The 18,756-nt window shown below is 70.2% G+C and carries 23 protein-coding genes and 1 tRNA gene; 8 read left to right on the forward strand and 16 right to left on the reverse strand.

Annotated features, from left to right (window positions below):
- Nucleotides 1-11: 11 nt before the first annotated feature.
- The 3 genes from kdpA to B079_RS0129550 all read right to left on the reverse strand — a co-directional run bounded on the left by kdpA (nucleotide 12) and on the right by B079_RS0129550 (nucleotide 3,870).
- Nucleotides 12-1,679: a potassium-transporting ATPase subunit KdpA gene (gene kdpA / locus B079_RS0129535; protein ID WP_018549465.1), complete on the reverse strand. Its 1,668-nt coding sequence runs from the start codon at nucleotides 1,677-1,679 to the stop codon at nucleotides 12-14.
- A 7-nt stretch (nucleotides 1,680-1,686) separates the two neighbouring features.
- Nucleotides 1,687-1,776 (reverse strand): K(+)-transporting ATPase subunit F, encoded by a 90-nt coding sequence (gene kdpF, locus B079_RS34445; protein WP_016434100.1) that lies wholly within the window; start codon nucleotides 1,774-1,776, stop codon nucleotides 1,687-1,689.
- A 255-nt stretch (nucleotides 1,777-2,031) separates the two neighbouring features.
- Nucleotides 2,032-3,870, reverse strand: coding sequence for an APC family permease (locus B079_RS0129550; RefSeq protein WP_018549467.1), 1,839 nt, complete (start codon nucleotides 3,868-3,870; stop codon nucleotides 2,032-2,034).
- Between the two features lie 240 nt (nucleotides 3,871-4,110).
- On the opposite strand from B079_RS0129550, the gene B079_RS0129555 reads away from it, so the two are divergent.
- Nucleotides 4,111-4,635, forward strand: coding sequence for a hypothetical protein (locus tag B079_RS0129555; RefSeq protein WP_018549468.1), 525 nt, complete (start codon nucleotides 4,111-4,113; stop codon nucleotides 4,633-4,635).
- 3 nt (nucleotides 4,636-4,638) lie between these two features.
- On the opposite strand, the gene B079_RS33415 is transcribed toward B079_RS0129555, so the two are convergent.
- Nucleotides 4,639-4,857, reverse strand: a complete 219-nt coding sequence (locus tag B079_RS33415; protein WP_018549469.1) for a hypothetical protein — start codon at nucleotides 4,855-4,857, stop codon at nucleotides 4,639-4,641.
- Nucleotides 4,858-4,869: 12 nt separating this feature from the next.
- Here B079_RS33415 and B079_RS36180 point away from each other — a divergent pair, with 12 nt between their 5' ends.
- Together B079_RS36180 and B079_RS36185 are read left to right on the forward strand one after the other, a co-directional pair.
- On the forward strand, nucleotides 4,870-5,331 hold the full coding sequence (locus B079_RS36180) for a fumarylacetoacetate hydrolase family protein (RefSeq protein ID WP_018549470.1): 462 nt from the start codon (nucleotides 4,870-4,872) through the stop codon (nucleotides 5,329-5,331).
- Between the two features lie 22 nt (nucleotides 5,332-5,353).
- Nucleotides 5,354-5,554, forward strand: coding sequence for a transposase (locus B079_RS36185; protein ID WP_420705802.1), 201 nt, complete (start codon nucleotides 5,354-5,356; stop codon nucleotides 5,552-5,554).
- Here B079_RS36185 and B079_RS0129570 read toward each other — a convergent pair.
- From B079_RS0129570 to B079_RS0129610, 7 genes are all read right to left on the reverse strand, one after another.
- On the reverse strand, nucleotides 5,538-5,939 hold the full coding sequence (locus B079_RS0129570) for a hypothetical protein (protein ID WP_018549471.1): 402 nt from the start codon (nucleotides 5,937-5,939) through the stop codon (nucleotides 5,538-5,540). The genes B079_RS36185 and B079_RS0129570 overlap by 17 nt on opposite strands.
- Before the next feature lie 605 nt (nucleotides 5,940-6,544).
- Nucleotides 6,545-7,117, reverse strand: a complete 573-nt coding sequence (locus tag B079_RS32975) for an HAD hydrolase-like protein (RefSeq protein WP_018549473.1) — start codon at nucleotides 7,115-7,117, stop codon at nucleotides 6,545-6,547.
- A 93-nt stretch (nucleotides 7,118-7,210) separates the two neighbouring features.
- Nucleotides 7,211-8,089, reverse strand: coding sequence for an aminoglycoside phosphotransferase family protein (locus B079_RS32980; RefSeq protein WP_234016898.1), 879 nt, complete (start codon nucleotides 8,087-8,089; stop codon nucleotides 7,211-7,213).
- A gap of 5 nt (nucleotides 8,090-8,094) precedes the next feature.
- On the reverse strand, nucleotides 8,095-8,619 hold the full coding sequence (locus B079_RS32985) for a hypothetical protein (RefSeq protein ID WP_018549475.1): 525 nt from the start codon (nucleotides 8,617-8,619) through the stop codon (nucleotides 8,095-8,097).
- A gap of 336 nt (nucleotides 8,620-8,955) precedes the next feature.
- Complete coding sequence (locus B079_RS0129595; RefSeq protein ID WP_018549476.1) at nucleotides 8,956-10,095, reverse strand: winged helix DNA-binding domain-containing protein; 1,140 nt, start codon at nucleotides 10,093-10,095, stop codon at nucleotides 8,956-8,958.
- Nucleotides 10,096-10,386: 291 nt separating this feature from the next.
- The gene (locus B079_RS32990) at nucleotides 10,387-10,860 is read right to left on the reverse strand and encodes a hypothetical protein (protein ID WP_018549477.1); all 474 of its coding nucleotides are present in this window, start codon (nucleotides 10,858-10,860) and stop codon (nucleotides 10,387-10,389) included.
- A gap of 570 nt (nucleotides 10,861-11,430) precedes the next feature.
- Entirely contained in the window at nucleotides 11,431-11,844 is a 414-nt protein-coding gene (locus B079_RS0129610; RefSeq protein ID WP_018549479.1) for an ATP-binding protein, read from the reverse strand.
- A 498-nt stretch (nucleotides 11,845-12,342) separates the two neighbouring features.
- Between B079_RS0129610 and B079_RS0129615 the strand changes: the two genes are divergently transcribed.
- From B079_RS0129615 to B079_RS35370, 3 genes are all read left to right on the forward strand, one after another.
- Complete coding sequence (locus B079_RS0129615; protein ID WP_018549480.1) at nucleotides 12,343-13,338, forward strand: hypothetical protein; 996 nt, start codon at nucleotides 12,343-12,345, stop codon at nucleotides 13,336-13,338.
- Nucleotides 13,335-13,862 (forward strand): GNAT family N-acetyltransferase, encoded by a 528-nt coding sequence (locus B079_RS0129620; RefSeq protein ID WP_018549481.1) that lies wholly within the window; start codon nucleotides 13,335-13,337, stop codon nucleotides 13,860-13,862. Before B079_RS0129615 ends, B079_RS0129620 begins: the two co-directional genes overlap by 4 nt.
- Before the next feature lie 62 nt (nucleotides 13,863-13,924).
- The gene (locus B079_RS35370; RefSeq protein WP_158685064.1) at nucleotides 13,925-14,542 is read left to right on the forward strand and encodes a hypothetical protein; all 618 of its coding nucleotides are present in this window, start codon (nucleotides 13,925-13,927) and stop codon (nucleotides 14,540-14,542) included.
- 89 nt (nucleotides 14,543-14,631) lie between these two features.
- Here the strand turns inward: B079_RS35370 and B079_RS34755 are convergent, their stop codons facing one another.
- The 3 genes from B079_RS34755 to B079_RS36190 form a co-directional block, all read right to left on the reverse strand.
- Nucleotides 14,632-15,339, reverse strand: coding sequence for an HGGxSTG domain-containing protein (locus B079_RS34755; RefSeq protein WP_158685065.1), 708 nt, complete (start codon nucleotides 15,337-15,339; stop codon nucleotides 14,632-14,634).
- A complete protein-coding gene (locus B079_RS34760) occupies nucleotides 15,336-15,575 on the reverse strand; it encodes a hypothetical protein (protein ID WP_018549483.1) in 240 nt (79 codons plus the stop codon). Before B079_RS34760 ends, B079_RS34755 begins: the two co-directional genes overlap by 4 nt.
- 221 nt (nucleotides 15,576-15,796) lie before the next feature.
- The gene (locus B079_RS36190; protein ID WP_018549484.1) at nucleotides 15,797-16,333 is read right to left on the reverse strand and encodes a hypothetical protein; all 537 of its coding nucleotides are present in this window, start codon (nucleotides 16,331-16,333) and stop codon (nucleotides 15,797-15,799) included.
- Between B079_RS36190 and B079_RS36195 the strand changes: the two genes are divergently transcribed.
- A complete protein-coding gene (locus B079_RS36195) occupies nucleotides 16,280-16,546 on the forward strand; it encodes a tyrosine-type recombinase/integrase (RefSeq protein ID WP_234016899.1) in 267 nt (88 codons plus the stop codon). The genes B079_RS36190 and B079_RS36195 overlap by 54 nt on opposite strands.
- Nucleotides 16,547-16,642: 96 nt before the next feature.
- On the opposite strand, the gene B079_RS0129645 is transcribed toward B079_RS36195, so the two are convergent.
- Nucleotides 16,643-16,716: transfer RNA gene (locus B079_RS0129645), tRNA-Pro, on the reverse strand.
- 79 nt (nucleotides 16,717-16,795) lie between these two features.
- The gene (locus B079_RS0129650; RefSeq protein WP_018549486.1) at nucleotides 16,796-17,317 is read right to left on the reverse strand and encodes a hypothetical protein; all 522 of its coding nucleotides are present in this window, start codon (nucleotides 17,315-17,317) and stop codon (nucleotides 16,796-16,798) included.
- A gap of 194 nt (nucleotides 17,318-17,511) precedes the next feature.
- On the opposite strand from B079_RS0129650, the gene B079_RS0129655 reads away from it, so the two are divergent.
- A complete protein-coding gene (locus B079_RS0129655) occupies nucleotides 17,512-18,672 on the forward strand; it encodes a Gfo/Idh/MocA family protein (protein ID WP_018549487.1) in 1,161 nt (386 codons plus the stop codon).
- Nucleotides 18,673-18,756: the final 84 nt, after the last annotated feature.

Genomic DNA, 18,756 nt, shown 5'->3' on the forward strand with positions numbered 1-18,756 from the left:
CATACGAGTGGTCATGACGCCAGCCCTTCGGCGAGCGGACCCAGCGCCAGGGCCGGGAAGTAGGTCAGCCCGGTGATGATCAGGATCGCGCCCACCAGCAGGCCGGTGAACAGCGGTTTCTCGGTGCGCAGGGTGCCCGCGGTCTCCGGCACCGGCTGCTGCCCGGCGAGCGATCCGGCCAGCGCGAGCACGAACACCATCGGCAGGAACCGGCCGAACAGCATCGCGAGTCCGGTCATGGTGTTGAACCAGTCGGTGTTCGCGTTCAGCCCGGCGAAGGCGGAGCCGTTGTTGTTCGCCGCCGAGGTGAAGGCGTACAGCACCTCGGAGAAGCCGTGCGCCCCGGGGTTGAGCATCGAGTGCGGAGGGGTCGGCAGTGCCATGGAGGCCGCCGAGAAGACCAGCACCAGGGCGGGGGTGACCAGGATGTAGCAGGCGGCGAGCTTCATCTCGCGCGCGCCGATCTTCTTGCCCAGGTACTCGGGGGTGCGGCCGACCATCAGACCGGCGATGAACACCGCGATGATCGCCATGATCAGCATGCCGTAGAGGCCGGACCCGGTGCCGCCGGGCGCGATCTCGCCCAGCATCATGCCGAGCATCGTGATGCCGCCGCCGAGGCCGGTGAAGGAGGAGTGGAACGAGTCCACCGCGCCGGTCGAGGTGAGCGTGGTCGCCACGGCGAAGATCGACGAACCGCCGACGCCGAAGCGGACCTCCTTGCCCTCCATCGCGCCGCCTGCCGCCTGGAGCGCCGGGCCGTGGTGGGCGAACTCGGTCCACATCATCAAAGCGGTGAAGCCGAGCCAGATGGCGCCCATGGTGGCGAGGATCGCGTACCCCTGCCGCACCGAGCCGACCAGCACGCCGAAGGTACGGGTCAGCGAGAACGGGATCACCAGGATCAGGAAGATCTCGAAGAGATTGGTGAAGGGCGTCGGATTCTCGAAGGGGTGGGCGGAGTTGGCGTTGAAGTAGCCGCCGCCGTTGGTGCCCAGCTCCTTGATGGCCTCCTGCGAGGCGACCGCGCCGCCGTTCCACTGCTGGGTGGTGCCGCCCATGAACTGGCCGACCTCATGGATGCCGGAGAAGTTCTGGAGGGCGCCGCAGGCGACCAGGACCACCGCGGCCACGACGGCGACCGGCACCAGGATCCGCACCGTCCCGCGGACCAGGTCGGCCCAGAAGTTGCCGAGTTCACCGGTACGGGAGCGGGCGAAGCCGCGTACGAGGGCGATGGCGACGGCCATGCCCACGGCGGCGGAGACGAAGTTCTGCACGGCCAGACCGGCGGTCTGCACGACGTGCCCCATGGTCTGCTCGCCGTAGTACGACTGCCAGTTCGTGTTCGTCACGAAGGAGACGGCCGTGTTGAACGACTGCGCCGGGCCGACCGAGGAGAAGCCGAGCGAGCCGGGCAGGATGCCCTGGAGCCGCTGCAGCAGGTAGAGGAAGAGGACACCGGCGACCGAGAAGGCGAGGACCGCGCGCAGATAGGCGGGCCAGCGCATCTCGGTGCCGGGGTCGGCGCCGATGCCCTTGTAGATCCACTTCTCGACGCGCCAGTGCTTGTCGGCGGCGTAGACCTTGGCCATGTAGGTGCCGAAGGGGACGTATGCGAGCGCCAGCGCGCCTATGAGGGCGACGAGCTGGAGCACGGCGGCGGTTACGGAACCCATGGGTGTCTCAGAACCTCTCCGGGAAGATCAGGGCGAGGACGAGATAACCCAGCAGGGCGACGGCCACGACGAGGCCGACGATGTTCTCGGCGGTCACAGCTTGGTCACCCCCTTGGCGACAAGGGCCACCAGTGCGAAACCCGCGAGCACGGTGACGACGAAGGCCAGATCGGCCATCGCGAACTCCTGGAGTGAGGTTCGAGTGAAACGGACGCTTCGAGGAAAGCGTCTTTCTGACCGGTTTCAGCCCCCGTTGACGCCTCTCTTACGGCGGCCCGCGCGCCCTTGACGGGACTCTTACGGATCTGCCCCGCACCGGTGAGCAGGCCACGGTCACCGGCGGTGGTCCGGTTCACAACCGGAAACGCAGTCGGCAGATCACCGCGTCCGACTCACGCCGCACGGCATGCGCGACCACGGCTCCCCGCTGGTTCCGCAGCAGCCGCTGCCACAGCCGCTCCGGCTCGGCCTCCGGGATCAGCACGGTCACCCGGGTGGCCGGCTCAGCCGCGGCCACCTCGCGGACGTACGCGGCGATGGGACGCCCGAGCGTGCGCCGCTCGCACACCAGCCGGACCAGGGGCACCCCGGGATCCCACTCGGCCCAGGCGCGCTCCAGCGCGTGCAGGGCGGCGCGGTCCTCCCCGTCCGGGTGGCACACGGTCACCGCGCGGACGCCGTCGCCGAGGGAAGCGGCCACTGTGAGCGCCTCCGCCGTCAGCCGGGACAGGGACGAGACGGGGACGATCACCAGGGAGCGCTCGCGGTGCGGTCTCGCGGGTATGCGGCCCAGACCGAGCCGCTCGCCGATACGGCCGTAGGCGCGGTGCACGGCCTCGAAGGCGATCACCAGCAGCGGCAAGGCGATCACGATCAGCCAGGCGCCCTCCTCGAACCTGCTCACCGTGACGACGACGGCCGCCACACCGGTGAGCAGTGCGCCGAAACCGTTGAGCAGGGCCTTGCCGCGCCGACCGGGGCCCCGCTCCTGCCGCCAGTGCCGGACCATGCCGACCTGCGCGACGGTGAAGCCGACGAAGACGCCGATCGCGAACATCGGCACGAGGGTGTTGGTGTCGCCGCCGGAGAAGACCAGCAGCGCGGCCGAGACGACCGCCAGCGCCAGCACACCGTGCCGGTGCACCTGGCGGTCCGCCTTCAGGGCGAAGACGTGCGGGACGTAGTGGTCCCGGGCGAGCAGCTTCAGCAGCACCGGCAGCCCGCCGAAGGACGTGTTCGCGGACAGGGCGAGCAGGATCATCGTCGCGAACTGGATCGCGTAGAAGGCCCAGTTGTGGCCGAGCGAGGCGTCCGCGAGCTGGGCGAGGACGGTGACGCCTTCGACCGGCTGGAGGTGAAAGCGGCCGATCAGCACCGACAGGCCGATCAGCATGACACCGAGGACGGCACCCAGGGCGACCTCCGCGCGCTGGGCCCGCTCGACGCGCGGCACCCGGAAGGAGGGCACGGCGTTCGCGATGGCCTCGACACCGGTCAGCGCGGCGCATCCGGAGGCGAATGCCTTCAGCAGGAGCAGGGCGCCCACGGAGGTGGCGTTGTCGGCGAGCACGGAGGCGTGACCGGCCGCGGCTGCCGTGCTCACCGGGTGGGAGCGGAACAGGCCGACGGCGATGAGCACGAGGACCGAGCCGACGAACACGGCCGTCGGCACGATGAACGCCTTCGCCGACTCCACGATCCCCCGCAGATTGACGCCGGTGACCAGGGCGAGCACCGCCAGGCACAGCCACAGCCGGTCGTCGTGGAGGGCGGGGAAGGCGGAGGTCAGGGCCGCCACACCGGCCGTGACGGCGACGGCGACGTTGAGCACGTAGTCCAGCACCAGGGAGGCCGCCGCCACCAGGCTGGTGCGCGCGCCGAGGTGGGTCCGCGCGACGGCGTAGGAGCCGCCGCCGTCCGGGAAGGCCGCGATGACCTGCCGGTACGAGGCGACGAGCACCGCCAGCAGCGCGGCGATCGCGAGGGTGACGGGCAGGGTGAAGCCGAGTCCGTGGGCTCCGGCGGCGGCCAGGACGAGGACGATCGCCTCGGGCCCGTAGGCCACCGACGCCATCGCGTCCAGGGACAGCGCGGCAAGGCCCGTGACGGCGGTCAGCCGGTGGCGCTCGCCGGTATCGGGCGGTTCCTCACCGGCGGGTACGGCATCCGGTTCTCTGGTCAGGACGGACATGGGCGCGTGCTCCTTCTTCCCTCGGCCGCGCACGAGGGCTGAAGTGCGCGCGGCTGCACCCAGGTTCTGTCCCTTTCTGAGCGTGTTCGACGGCTCCTTGCGGCATCTTCGCGCTGAAGTGACCGACCTTGACGGGGCCTTGACGGGCGGTGATCCGGTCGGAGCAGAGATCCGTCTGAGATCCGTCAGGACCGCATCAGGGGAGGTCGAACGGGGTCTTGCGGTCATTACCGTCGAGTCATGGACGGATCCGGTGAGGCGGCGGGTGAGGCGGCGAACGATGTCGAATGGCGGCGGGAGCTGCGTGTCTCCGTCCGCTGTGCCGCCGTACTGCTCGTTCTCCTGCTGCTGGTCGACTGGGGCTCCGGGCAGCTCGCTCCGTGGCGCTGCGCGCTGTGGCTCTTTCTGGCCGGGCTGCTCTTCGCCCTGCTGTATCCCGCCCGGGTGTCCGCGGGCGGGAACTGGCTGGCGTCGCGCGGACCGGTGCGCGAGCGCCGGGTGCGCACGGACCTGCTGGTGTCGGTCCGCTGTCTGGACGGCGTCTCCCAGCGGCTTCTGCTGCGGGACGCGCTGGGCGGTCGCGTCGAGATCGACCCCGATGTCCTGGTGCGCAACCCCTGCTTGTGGTCGTGCCTCGAGGAGGGCGCGCGGAAGGCCGAGGCCGACGGCTCGCTGCTGTGCGGTGCGACCGCTCTGCGGCGCATCGCGGTGCGGGTGGAGCGGGAGACCGCGCACGCCGTGTTCAGGGTCTCCGGCCTGGAGTGAGCGTCAGCCGTTCCTGACCGGTCCGGCGGTGTCCAGTGCCGACCCGGTCTGGTCGGCGAGCGTCACCGCCACGAGCCGGGCCTGGAGCGGGGGCACCGGGCCCGGGCCGGGGGTGAGCATGAAGCGGCCGAGGTAGTGGCCGTTGCCGTAGGCGCGCAGTTCGATCTCGCCCGCGGGCCAGCCCGCGGTGTCCAGGTTCCAGGAGCGTCTGCCCACCGTCACGCTGCCGTCGTCGTGCAGGCGGGGCGGCTGCCCCAGCAGGGTGCCGTACTCGAAGCGGCAGGCGCGCAGGCCGAGGAGACCGGTGAGTTCGCGCCGTACGTGGTCGACGACGTGTCCGCGGACCGGGCCGACTGCGCGGGGGCGGCCGTGGTGTGGATCCGCGCCAGGTGGGCCGCGTCCGTGACCGTGATGACCTTCAGCGTCCTTGCCCGGGCGGCCAGTTGGGACACGATGAGACCGACCGCGAGGAGCAGGAGCGCCACCTACGCCTCGCGGGGCACCCGGGTGCGGCCCGGCGACATCATCGGCAGCGGGACCGTCGGGACCGGGTGCATCCTCGAGCTGGGTCTGACCCATGGTGAGGCGGCCTTTCCCTGGCTCCGGCCCGGCGACGAGGTGACGCTCGAGATCGAACAGCTCGGCGCCATCCGCAGTCTGATCAAGAGTTCGACCGCGCCAGTTTCGCTGAGGTGAACTGACGTGCAATGGGAGCGAATTGAGCCGTTACTCCCGAACCGGGGCGCCACAGCGGGGCGGACGGTGGCGGGAGCACCGGCAGGTGATCGACGCCCTCGCGTTCAAGTACCGCACCGGCTGTCCGTGGACGGACCTGCCCGCCGGGTTCGGCTCACGGAAGGGCGGCCACAATCGGCTTCGCAGGTGGGCCCGGAAGAAGCGCCCTAGTCGAGCAGCGTGACCGAGTAGTCCAGCGTGGTCCCGGTGACGGAGTACGTCGCCGTCTGGCCGTTGTCGCAGTACGAGACGTACCGGTTGCCGTAGTTCTTGGTCCCGGCGACGGCGTCGACGTACGGGCGCAGGTCGGTGCCTTCCGGGAACGACGTGGTCGTCAGGTCGATGGTCCGGGTCTGATTCACGGGGTACGCGTCCGTCGACGGCGACTGCTCCCCGGTACGAGTGGTCGCGGCCCAGGAGAGCACGAACCCCGAGTTGTTCACCACCGCGACCTTCTGGACACAGGGCTCCGCCTGCGCGGGCGCGGCCTGCGCGGTCACCGCCGGAACGGCGGCGAGGGCGACGGCGCCCATCAGCGGCAGCGCGGTCCTGAAGAGCTTGCGGTTCATCGTTCGACTCCTTCTCGTATGACGTCAAGCCCCTTGCCGTGTACGGGACTTGGGATGCGGCGCGCGTACCCGGAGATGTCCCGCAACCACTCCCGCCCTTCGGTCGGCGCAGGGAATCGGCCATTCGTTCGGATCGGAGGAACGCGACTGGGCGCACCGGCCCGTGAGACACGCGTCAAGGCTGCTGACCGCCCGTGCGGTCACGCCCGCCGCCGGGGCCCACAAGGCGTCACCGGCTGGCTGTGTGATGCCGTCGCACGAGGCGCCGACGGATGCGGAATGGCCGAATCCGAAGGCGGTCAGGCCGGCCGACGAAGATCACGAACTTCGTGGCACAAACGAGGACAAGGCCGATGAAGAGCACCCCGACCGGCCAGGAGCACACCGCGAAGAACTGCCGAGCGCCCGGCCCACGGCCTCACCACGGGGCGTCCACCCGAACGTGTCCTGGAGGCCCCCGTTCAGATGGTCGCCGCGATGTCGGACGCCTCCGCGTAACGGCCCACCGCCGTGAGGCCGGTGATCGCCTCGACGTTCGGCCCGTCGGTGGGCCTGCGGACCGTAGGCACCGGAAGCGTCCGCAGGACAAGCGAGCGTCTACTCCCTCACTGCGGCCGACCTGTATACATGGTGCAGCTTTCGATTACTGTGAGTAGGTGCTGAGTGTCGGTGAGATCCGACAGGACGTGGTGCGCTCCGGCGGCTGCGAGCTCTTGGGGACTGGTGGTTCCGGAGGCCACCGCGATGACGCCGGCGCCTCCTTCCCGTCCTGTGCGGATGTCTTCGAGCGAGTCACCGATGATCACGGTCGTGTCGCGGGTGAAGTCGCAGTTGTAGCGGGTACCGGCCCGCTGCTGTGCCACGCGCACGAGAGCGGGGCGGTGGGCGTCGTCGGACGCGTATCCGCCGCTGGCGAGATCGAGATGCTTGTCCAGGCCCAGCGCCTTGAGCTTGATCTCGGCGCTGCCTTGCAAATTGCCGGTGACCACGGTCGGGACGGTCTCCGGGTTGCGGGCGACGGCAGCGAGCGCGGCGGGAGCACCGGGCATGACCTGGCCCGTGCGGACGATGTCGTCGCGGTGGCGGTCAAGCTGGGCCGGCATCCGCGCGACGATGCGCTGGGCGAACTCCTCGACTTGCCCGGGCTCCACCGCGTTGACACGCAGGAGCTCGCGCACCGCCAACGGCCTCGGTCGCCGCACAGCAACTGGCCTACATCTGAGCACGGGCACCACAAACACCAGGCAGCCGGGGAGGCCCCTAAACCGCCGTTACGCAATACCGGTCCAGCGCCATGGTCGCGGCCCGCCGCGACCGCGGAGGCAGTCAACGCGGTGCTGTGCTTCAGCTTTCCACTCCGGGTTACTCGCCGCGTGCTGGGCGGCATAAGTGGCCATGCGCAGCTCTCGGGCCTTGGCCAGAGTTTCGTAGCCCGCCCAGGTGGTCACGTCCAGGCCGTAGAGGTCGCAGAAGGCGTCGTACTCGGCTGCGGTGACGGCTCCAGTCGTCTTGGCGCGCACCGCGGTCGAGACGAGGTCCCATTCGGGCGGCCCTGCCGAGAACCGTGCGAGATCCATCAGCAGCCAGCCACCGTGGTCGAGTTGCACGACATTGCCGGGCCACGCGTCTCCGTGAACGGGCGCCGTAGCAAGGCCCGGGGGCAAGCCAGCGGTCCAGCGCTCCAGAAGCTCGTCGTACAAGCTCATGAGCCACTGCCGGTCGCCGACCGTCAGGGTCTGGGCGGCGCGCAGCCACTCAGGAAGGCACACAAAGGGGTCCAACCGTCCGATGTCGAAGTCGGGGAGTGGTAGCGCGTGCAGCTCCTTGAGAGCCAGCGCAACGTCCCGCGTCGATCCGTGACGGTGCGGCGGGAGTTCTTCCCAGAAGGTGAACACCAGGCCGCCGCGTTCTAGCGGTTGCTCGACGCGCAAGACCCACACGACCGGGACATCGCGTTCAGCAAGCCACCGGACCACGTTGATCTCACGGGTCGCGGACTGGAACCGGTCGGGAGGTGCTATGCGGGCGATGCCCCCTCGCCGCAGTCGCCAGGTCTGGTTCTCCGCGATGCGGATCGACTCCGCGTCCCGGGCGTCAAGGCCGATCTCCGCACAGGCGTCTCGCAGTGCGTCGAGAGCAGAGCTCGCCATGTCCGTCATGCTCGCGAAGTAGCGGCGATGGCTTCCCTGAGATCAGCTGCTGCCTGGAATCGTTGCCCGGCCTGTGCCGGGTCGTACTCCTCGACCCCGATGGCGAGATCCCAAAGCGCATGAGCGGTATCACCGTTGTGCTGAGCCTCGTCGTAGTAGGCCATCCACGGCGGCTCGTTTTCGGGGCGTCGCTGCGCGAAAGCGTCATCGGCGATGCCGACGGCGGCGATCGTCTCCTGGACATTGCACAGCTTCCCAAAGGCGCGGGCTCTGGCTGTGTGCAACATAGAGCGCTCGGAAGGCGTGAGCCGGTCCTGTCGGACCAGCTCCTTCTCCGCGTTGGTCAGACCGTCGTCCGCGTCGCCGCGCCAGATGGCCTGCCGAGCCAGGAAGGAGTGACCCTTCGCGCGAAGGTGCCAGTGCTGCCCCTCCTCCGCGCACTCTACGGCGCCCCTGAAGGCAACACGAGCGTCGTCGTGGCGATAGACGTCGAACTGGCAAGCGCCTGCCACGAGGCCCAGTTGGGCCACGGCTCCGAGGAATTCCGTACGCAGCGACGGAGGGCGGTCGGCCGACAAACCGATGGCGCGGCCGTCGGGCTGAGCAAGGCGGAGAGGTCTGGCTGTTGCGGGACATGACGTGGGTGGCACCGGTCGACGTCAGTGAAACCGGGGTGCCTCGGCAGGCGTCGGTCGGGTAGCGTGCGGGCCATGTCGAGTCCTGAGTCAGACAGGGTGGGGGCTTCCGGTCACGCCGTCAGCCCCCTGAACCACTGAGCTCCCAGCCTGTTGTCGTACCGCGTTCTGCGGTCGGACGAGTGCACCCTTGGGGGCCGGCCGCCGACCAGGACCGTGGCCGGGGCGCGGTCAGGGTTTGACGAGCACCCTCTCGGCGCCGGGAATTCCCTTGTCCCACCAGTGTCCATAGCGTCGGTAGACAGCCGGATCGCGGTCGGTGAGCAGCGCGGACAGCTTTTCCGCCTCATCGGTCAGCCCTTGCCACGCGGCCTTGTCGAGCCTGCGGAAGGCGGTCAGTTCAAGGCCGCCGTCGGCCGCGCGCCATACTCCGGCGACCTGCCCGTCGACCAGCAGACAGGGCAGCACATCGCCGTTGCGCCGGACGACCAGGGGCCGGTACTCCGGGGGCATGAGCCGCCCGGGAACGGCGTGAGCCAGCAGCGTGCTGTCCCACATCGGCAGCAGCCTCGGTGGCGCCGGGGTGTCATCGGCGGGGACGGCGGCGTCGGCCAGGTCGAACAGGGCCGCGCGGCCGGGGCCCGGTACCCGTACGACCTGGTCGCCGAGCTCATGCAGCGCTCTGGTCGTCACGGCGCGTGTCAGCAGGGTGAACCGGGCGAAATCCTGGGCCGACGCGGGCCCGAACGCCCGCAGGTAGTCGAGGAACAGGCGCTGGACCCCGGCGTCGGCCTCCTGCGGCGCGGGCGCGGGGGCCGCCGACGAGGCGCGGTAGGAGTTCGGCTGGGTGAACGACCACGGGCCGCCGTTCGGCGCGTGATGCAGTGGCGCGAACGTACGCAGCGCCCACCACACGCGGTGCGCGTGCGCGCCGTGCGGCCCCGTGACCTCGTCCTCCACCTGGACGCCGGTGCGGGGGTGCTTCAGGAACCCCGCCAGCTCCGGGAGCAGCGCGTCGGCGTCGTCGGGGGTCAGCCCGGTCGCGGTGAACCGGCGGTCGTAAAGGCGCGACGCCCGCAGCGTGCTCAGCATGGCGGCGCGGTAGGGCTCGTAGTCCTCGGCGTGGACGGCGTGCAGCGTGAGCCGCATGAGGGTCGCCTTCACGATCCGGCCGTCCGCGAACGCCGCGTCGAGGTCTGCGGGCGCGAAGTCCCGCACGCGATTCCACAGCGCGAGATACGGAGACGCCGGCGCCTGGGCCTGCAGAGCACAGACCTGGCGCACCGCCTCCGCCACGTCGAGGCTTTGGCGTTCGAGCAGGAGCTGACGGTCCAGCATGGCCAGTACGAGCTGTCGCACGGTGAGGCTCATGACCCGATCATGTCACTTACGCCTCTGGCGCGGCCTCGACACCGTTGACGAAGGCCACGAAGGCGGGGGCGGAGATGGTGAGGACGGGCCCCAAGTCGACGCCCTCCAGAACGACGCCGGCAGCTGTCCGAGCGCCGTTGTCCGGTACACCCCTGTCTCCTGGAGCCCGGGGCAGAGCCGCGCCGGCTCTCCGGCCGCCGTCAGGGCATGGGGCGCCGGGCATTCGCGCCTCCCAACCCCTTGGAAGGGAGGGGAGGTCAACGGGGGATCGCCGGTTGGCCGAACCGGCGATCACGCGGAGCATTGATGACCCACCGCCACCATCTGCCCGTACGACGGAAGGCGCGCCGCCGAGTCCAACACGACAACCACACACCGTCCACCCCGGCACACGTGGTCGACCTGCTTCGGGTCGACCTTCAGGTGGACCAGGAGCTTGCTGCGCTGCGGGCAGACGCACGCGAAGTTCCGCAACCTCTGAAAGGCCGTGTACTGCTTGCGCTCGACGCGGGCCACCCCGTCCCCGAGGTCGAGCAACGCATCGCGGACGCCAGCCGCCGACCGCGGTGCTGTCTGACGGCGCGCCCCACGGGCGGTCTGGGGGGCGCCGTTCACGGACGCCACAGTCCCAAGCCCGAACAAGTCACCGGCGATACAGATCAGGCGCGGCGCATTCCACCGCGCCTCGGAGGCGTCCGTGGCCCCGAGGCGATCACGGACCAGGTGCTCGAACTCGGCACGGATTTCTCCGAAACCGGCCCTCACCTGCGACTGTCTCCAGTCGGGACGACAGGATTTGAACCTGCGACCCCTTGACCCCCAGTGAACGAAACACAGTCCAGGGGGTCCGTGAGATCCAGGGAGAGCGGAAACGTCCACGTCAGCGCCACAAATTCCAGGTCAGTCCGTGCAGTTCGTGAGACCTGTGTGAGACGACCGTGAGACGACGAAGCCCCGGCTCGGTGGAGTTTACCGGCCGGGGCTTCACCGCACCCTGGGGCCGTCACGTCTTCTAGTCGTCCTCCAGCTCTCTGTCGACAGGGGCGGGTTCGGGGTCAGTGGGGGTGTGGTTGACCCGAAGGACCCCGTCGTGGCCGAACATCTCCATCAACTGGGACAAGTGGGCTCGGGCCACGCTGGGGCCGGGGCCCGGGGTTTCGTCGTCGCTAGGCTGCCGATAGGAGGCGCTGATCTCTGCCACCGTGGCGCTAGCGGCCGATTCGGGTTCAGCGGGGGAAGTGTTGACCCGCAAGACCCCGTCGTGGCCGAACCTCTTGATCAACTCGGACAGGTGGGCTCGTTCCGGGCTGGGACCGGGGCTGGGGGTCTCGTCGCTCACCGTCGTCCCTCCAGCTCCGCCCACACGGCCTTGCCCTGGCCCCGCTTCTTCGAGCCCCAATCAGCCGCCAGCTCCGCCACGAGGATCAGGCCACGCCCGCCCTCCTCGTCGTCCTTCGGCGTGCACAGCTCGGGCCGTGCGGGGGATAAGTCCGCCACGGTCACGCGGACCTTGTCCGGCTCGGGGCGCTCCACCCGCACGCGGATACGCCCCCGCTCGGCATGTTGCAGGGCGTTGGCCACCAGCTCGGAGACGATCAGGGCGCCGTTCTCAGCTGCGCTCTCCAGCCCCCACGCCGTGCAGGCGGCGCGCACCAGACGGCGGGCGGTCGCGGCGCTCTCGGGCTCACGGGGCAGGGTCTCGCTGTAGCCGGGATGCCCGGTCGGTCTGGGAGTGGTGGTCACGGTCATCAGGACCCCTCGTCGGTGAGCGGGTGGTGCGGCCCGCCCCCGACGGGGGACGCGGGGGCGGACCGCTCCAACCGGCCGCCGCTGTCCGTCCAGTGGCGGCCTGTCACTCAGTGAACGACGGACTGTGACGCTCCGTGAGGAAAAGTCCGGCCACCGTGCAACGCGGGCAACCGGAAATTTCGCGCTCACTCCGGCCCCCCGATCCTGCTACCTCGCTACCTTGAAACCGTGGAGGCGAACAGGCACCTGGCGGATGCGCTCACGGAAGCAGGGCTGACCCAGGCCGAGTTGGCGGAGGCAGTTAACGACTACCTCCGGTCCCTCGGCGGGGACGGAACGGTCAGTGACCGGACGGTGCGGCACTGGCTGACCGGAAAGACCCGCTGGCCCCACCCCCGGCAGCGCGAGGCCCTGGAGGCAGTATTCGGCCGTAGTGCCGGGGAACTCGGGTTCCGACCCCCAGCAGGCCGAAGAAGCACAACCAGGAAGGAGGACCCTGTGGACCGCAGGAACTTCCTCACCGCCGCCACCGGCGCGACCGCCGCCGCCGTGCCGCTGGTCGCTGCCCGGCCGCACGCAGTGGGCACCACGGACGTGATCCGGCTCCGCAGCGGCCTGGACGCCCTGACGGCCCTGGACGCCTCCAGGGGTGGTCACGAGGCCCTGGAGCGGGCCGCCCTGGCGGGCGCCACCGAAGCCCTGGACCTCCAGAAGCGTGCGGCCTCCCAGCGCATCCGGCAGCGCCTCTTCAGCGTGGCCGCGAATTACACCGCGTCGGCCGCCTGGTCGGCCGTGGACGCCCGCCAGAGCGACCGCGCGCTGACCCACCTGAACCGCGCGCTGTACCTGGCGGGCATGGCGAAGGACCCGGTGGCCGAGCTGCGCGTGTGGAACTCGCACGCCATGCTCGCGCTGCATCGCGGGGAGTTCTCGCAAGCCGTGGACGCGGGCCAGGCCGCGCAGGCGACCGCCATCACGCGCCGAGATCCGCTGTTCGCCTCCCTGGCGCACGCGCGCACGGCGGTGGGGCACTCCAACGTCGGGGACCGCCGGGGCGCCCTGCGGTCGCTGGGGCACGCGGAAGACGCTCTGGCGAAGGCGGGCGCGGACGAGCCCCGGCCGTCCTGGGTGGCCTTCTACGGGTCTGCGGAACTGCTGGCCATCACCGCCATCGTGCGGGACGAGATCGGGGACGCGGCGGGCGCGGAGGCGGCCTCTCACCGCGCCCTGGCCGCCACCCCGCAGCAGTTCCGCCGGAACAGGGCCCTGGCCACCCTCCAGCTCGCCACAGCCCAGCTCCACCAGCGCGACGTGGACCAGGCGTGCGGCACGGCGGACCAGGTGTTCGCGCTCATGGCCGGTGACCCCCTGCCGGGCCGGATGCGGTCCTACCTCGGGGACTTCTTCCGCGACTTGATCACCCTGGCGCCGGACTCCACGACTGCGCGAGAGTGGGAAGACCGTTACCGATCAGAATGGAGCCAGGCCCAATGACCCCAGCCCTGGAGCTGCGCCACTACGGCCACGACGACCTGTCGGAGATCCGGCAGACGTTGATCGACGTACACGCGGACGTGCACGCCGACCGCATGGCCGACGACGAGTTCCGGCAGAAGTTCCCCTGGTTCGTGGATCACTGGGGCGGGAACCCCGGCTTCTCGTGCATGATCGCCCGCGAGGGGGACGAGGTGGTGGGCTTCGCCTACGGTGCCCCCGGCGCGGAGGGCCGGGAGTGGTGGCGGGAGCACCTGGACCCGGCGCCGGAGAAGGCCCGCACGTTCCACTTCTCAGAGCTGATGGTGCGCGAGCAGTGGCGGAAGACCGGAGCGGCGGAGCGGCTGCACCGGGCCCTGATGGACGCTCGGGACGACGACCTGGCGGCGCTGCTCGTGGACGTGACGCACCCGAAGGTGGAGGCCCTGTACCAGTCGTGGGGGTACCGGAAGGTCGGAGAGGACCAGCCGTTCCCCGACTCCCCGGTGTACGCGGTGATGATCGTGGACTTGCCGCTTCGGTGATGTCGAAGTGTGGCAACAACCGCAGGATGACAGTCGCATAGCACTGACGTGTAGGGGGAGACATGAGCCTCAGCGAAATCGACTGGGGAGATGCGCCCGCGTGGGCTGCCACAGTATTCGCTGGTGCTGCGGCCTGGTTCGCATATCAGACGATCAAGAGCCAGAGACAGCAGATCCGCGAACAACAAGCTTTCATCGCGGAGCAGTCCACGAACCTCCGACTGGAACGCACTGCTTTGGAGGCAGCGCAACAGGAGCGACGGTCCGCTCAAGCAAGCCTGCTCGATCTACCTGTGGAGACGGTTGGGAGTGACCTTCTACCGCGCGACAGATACGGAAACCGAGTTGGCAGGGATACGTTCTGGGCCACCGTCCATAACCGCAGTCGAGAGCCAGTTCATCAGGTGACGATCAGATTCGGTACCACGCAGCGGGCGGTCAAATATTGCGTGCGGGAGGTGGAGGGTTGGCTGACAACTAATTGGGAGGAGGCTGCCACACTGCCCGTGCTGGGCGGCGGACGGAAAGTGACCTTTGCTTCACCTCCCTTGAGCGAAGGCGCACTGAACACGGAACGGCCAGTGGCGTTCTTCACTGACCAGGGTGGCGTTCGCTGGCGCCTGAATGAGCACGGTGATCTTCGCGAAGCTACACCCGAGGATGAATCCGGATCGCAGTAGCGCTGCTCCCGCCGACCCGACCACCTACCACTGACTCACATGAACACGGCAGGAGGCCGCAGCTCGTATGAGCTGCGGCTCCCTTGCGTTCAGGCAGCGGGCAGTTCCGGCCGCCCCTCCACAGCCATGCCCCGCAGGAGACCGGCCATCACCTCCGGGACGCGGGCGCGCTGCGCGGCCGTCAGCTCCAGGGCGCCCAGCGCCCGGTTCATCGCCTCGAACATGATCTTCGTCTGGACCTCGGCCAGCACCACCAGACGCTCTTCCACACCCATGCGGGCCGCGAGATCGCACATCTTCAGCAGCCGGTCCCGTTCTTCCCCGTACAGCCGCACCCATCCGTTCACGGCCGCGCTGTACGTGGTGTCCACGCCGGGGAACTCCCCACCCTGGCGCTCTACTTCCGAAGTCATGCCCCACACCAGGGCTTCGGCCTCGGTCTCCTGCACCCGTTCCAACAGCCACGCCACGTGGCCGGACGCCTGCCGGATGAGCCGCGAGACGACGACCGCCGGGTCTTCCTGCGGGCCGTCCACGTCCCCGTAGGTGCGCAGGAACTCGGCAGTGGCCTCACGGCGCTGTGCGGCGGCCCGCACCTGTGGTGCTGCGCCACCGTGCATCCGGCACACGGTTGCCCCGGTGACCGCCATGCCACGGCACCGGCCGCCGGACCGCGTACGGGCCGTACAGCGGCCGTCCTCGGGCGTCTCCGGGCCGTTTCCGCCGCCGGTGGCCGACTGGACGCGCGCACGGGGTCCGCGCCCTCCGGGCGCGCGCATGGGGTCGTTCGCGCTCATGCTGCCTCGGCTCCCTTCCGGGCGCCCTGCACGCCCGCCTGACGGCCGTTCACGCCCCGGACCGGGCGGGTGCCCGCCGGGCGCTCCAGCGGCACCACGGTGGCGTCCTGGCCGTCCTCCGGCTGCGCCTCGGGGCGCCCCGCCCGGTGGGTGCCGTGCCACCACACGCTGAACATCAGCACGCCGGTCGTGGCCGCGCTCCCGGCGCAGGCGCTCAGCATCATGGACAGGTTCATGATCTTGCTCCTCAACTGTTGTTGATCTTGCTGTGCGTTCCGCCCCCCTTTCAGGGGGGCGGAAACGTGCACCTCAGCCGCGTGCACCGCGTGCACCTGAGCGTGTAGCTGTGACCTGCGGCTTTGCCGGGACCGTGCACCCGGCGTGCCCCGCGTGCACCTGCACGCCGAAAACGCCGCGTGCACCTGTTCGTGCACCCCTGCACGGCCCCGTGCGGGAGTCAGAACAGGGCGCCGGAGGGTGCCCGGTAGACCGTGCCCGCGCCCGCCGGACCGGTCTTCGCCTCCAACTGCCCAGCCTCCACGAGCTTGGCCAGACGGCGCCGCGCCTTCTCCTTCTGTGCCGCGCTCGGCTTCTCCGTCTCGAAGATCGCCTTCGCTGCGTCCAAGGCGGAGATCCCGCCCCGGCTCGCACCGGCCAGCGCCACGAGATCCGCCGTGTGGTGCACGGTCGCGGTGCCGGTGGTGTGGTCGTGCAGCAGACGGAACGGGCCCACCTCCGCGAACGGCTGCTTCAGGTGACGCAGGCTCACGATCGGGTCGCCCGCCTCACCCCACAGCGAGATCACCGAGCCCGCGCCCGACGTGATCCACGTAGAGCCGTAGATGTCCGCGAGGGTGTTCGGCTCGGCGCCGTTCGCGCCGCGCAGGCGGCGGAGAAGCTGGCCGCCGGGGAAGCGTACGAGGACAGCGGGTACGTCCTCGTGGACGACCTCGGGCGGCCGTGGAAGACGGACAAGCTCCGGCGTGAGGCGCACAAGCTGATGGCCACCACGGGCGTACGGAAGGTAAGGCCGTACGACGCGCGGCACGCCTGCCTGTCGTGGATGGCGAACAACGGGGTGCCGGACACGATGGTCTCCGCGTGGGCCGGTCACTCGGACCTCGGGTTCACGAAGCGGACCTATGTGCACCCCGACCCGCAGTCGCTCAGGGCGGGTTCGGAGAAGCTGGCCGAACTGCTCGGCTGACCTTGATCAACAGCGTTTGTGAGAAATTGTGAGACGGCACCCCTGGAAACGATCAAGAGGGGCCCCGAAGGACCCCTCTGACCTTGTATTTCACCGTCGGGACGACAGGATTTGAACCTGCGACCCCTTGACCCCCAGTCAAGTGCGCTACCAAGCTGCGCCACGTCCCGTTGCGGTCCCAGGCGGAGTGGGTCCGCGTGATCTCGCAGGTCAAACCCTACCGTACCGGCGGGGATGCCTGGGGACGCGCTAATGGATGAGGGCGTTCGCGATGACCACGATGACGCCGAGGAGGGCGTCGCCCAGGCCGAGGAGGAGGGCGGCGGGCCAGGGGCGGCGGGAGCGGCGGGCGGTGATCAGTCCGAGGGTGAACAGGATCGCGATGTTGATGAGGAAGGCCGGGTATTCGACCGCGGTGGCCGGCCACCAGCCCCAGCCCGCGCCCGCCAGGACGAACACGGTCGGGAGGACGGCGGCGACCAGGGGCCATTCGTCGGCGAGGGCGCGCAGGGAGGTCCAGTGGCGGCGGGGGCCGCGTTCGGCGATGTAGTGGGCGTAGCCATGGGCGAGGGCGGAGGCGAAGGCGGTGACGAGGACCCAGAGGGCGTCGTAGCGGCGGCTGGCGGCGGAGCTGTGGCCGTGCTGGGTGAGGGCGGCGACCAGGGAGCTGGCGAGGACCGCGCCGTAGACCCCGCCGAACAGGACGGCCTCGTGCGTGTCGTGCCGCCGGTGCGGTACGCCGGGTGCCGCCTCCATGGTGCTGTCAGCCATGTCTCTCACGATCACCCGGGGGTACGGCGCCCGCCACCCTGGTGGGCTGTCGGGCGGCACGACGCACCCCGGCGGCCACCCCGGCCACTCCGGCAACAAGATCGGGAAAGGGCCGTACCGGACGGTTGACGCGTCAGCCATGTCCGTACAAAGGTGGCCGCGACAGGAGTGAGCCGGTCCGACGAGGGGCTGTCATGGTGGATGCGCTGGGGATCGCCGTCATCGGGTTCGGCTGGATGGGGCGGGTGCACACCCAGGCGTACAGCAGGGTCCGGCACCATTTTCCCCGACTCCCCCTGCGCCCCGAGCTGGTGACGGTGGCCGAGGAGGTGCCGGGGCGGGCCGAGGAGGCCGCCGAGCGGTACGGGTTCACCACCGCCACCCGCGACTGGCGGGAGATCGCCGCCGACCCGCGCGTACGCGCCGTCAGCATCACCGCGCCCAATTTCCTGCACCGCGAGATCGGCGTGGCCATGGCCGAGGCGGGCAAGCACGTCTGGGTCGAGAAGCCGGTCGGGCTGAGCGGCGAGGACGCCCGCGCGGTGGCCGACGCGGTCGCCAAGGCGGGCGTCCGGAGCGCGGTCGGCTTCAACTACCGCTGCGCCCCCGCCGTCGAGTCCGCCCGCGATCTGATCGCCGCCGGGGAACTGGGCGCGGTCACCCATGTGCGCGTCCGCCTGTTCAGCGACTACGCGGCGCACCCGGACGGCGCGCTGACCTGGCGCTACGAGCGGGCCCGGGGCGGCAGCGGGGTGCTCGGGGACCTCGCCTCGCACGGCACCGACCTGGCCCGCTTCCTGGTCGGCGACATCGCCTCCCTCGCCGCCGACACCGCCGTCTTCGTGCCCGAGCGGGCCCGCCCGGCCGGAGCCACCGCCGGTCACGCGCTGGCCTCCGGCGGCGCGCCGGGCCCGGTCGAGAACGAGGACTACGTGAACTGTCTGCTGCGTTTCGCCTCCGGCGCGCGCGGCGTCCTGGAGGCGTGCCGGGTCTCGGTCGGCGAGCAGAACAACTACGGCTTCGAGGTGCACGGCACCCGGGGCGCGGTGTTCTGGAACTTCCGCCGGATGAACGAGCTGCGCGTCAGCCGGGGCACCACCTACCAGGACCAGCCGGTCAGCACGGTGTACGTCGGTCCGGGCGACGGCGAGTTCGCCGCGTTCCAGCCCGGCGCGGCCAACGCCATGGGGTACGACGACTTGAAGGTCATCGAGGCGTACCGGTTCCTGCGCTCGATCGCGGAGGGCGAGCCGTACGGGGCGACGCTCACGGACGCGGTACGCGCCGCCGCCGCGCTGGACGCCATGGCGGAGTCGGCCGAGCGCCGGGGATGGGTCGACCTGCCGGCCACATAGGCGCGCCACACATCCCGCCGCCCACGCACCCGTCGCGCTCGCACATGTTCTACGCCCATACAGAGAAGGCCCACACAGAGAACA

This window comes from Streptomyces sp. LaPpAH-108 (assembly GCF_000373625.1).
Taxonomy (GTDB): Bacteria; Actinomycetota; Actinomycetes; order Streptomycetales; family Streptomycetaceae; genus Streptomyces.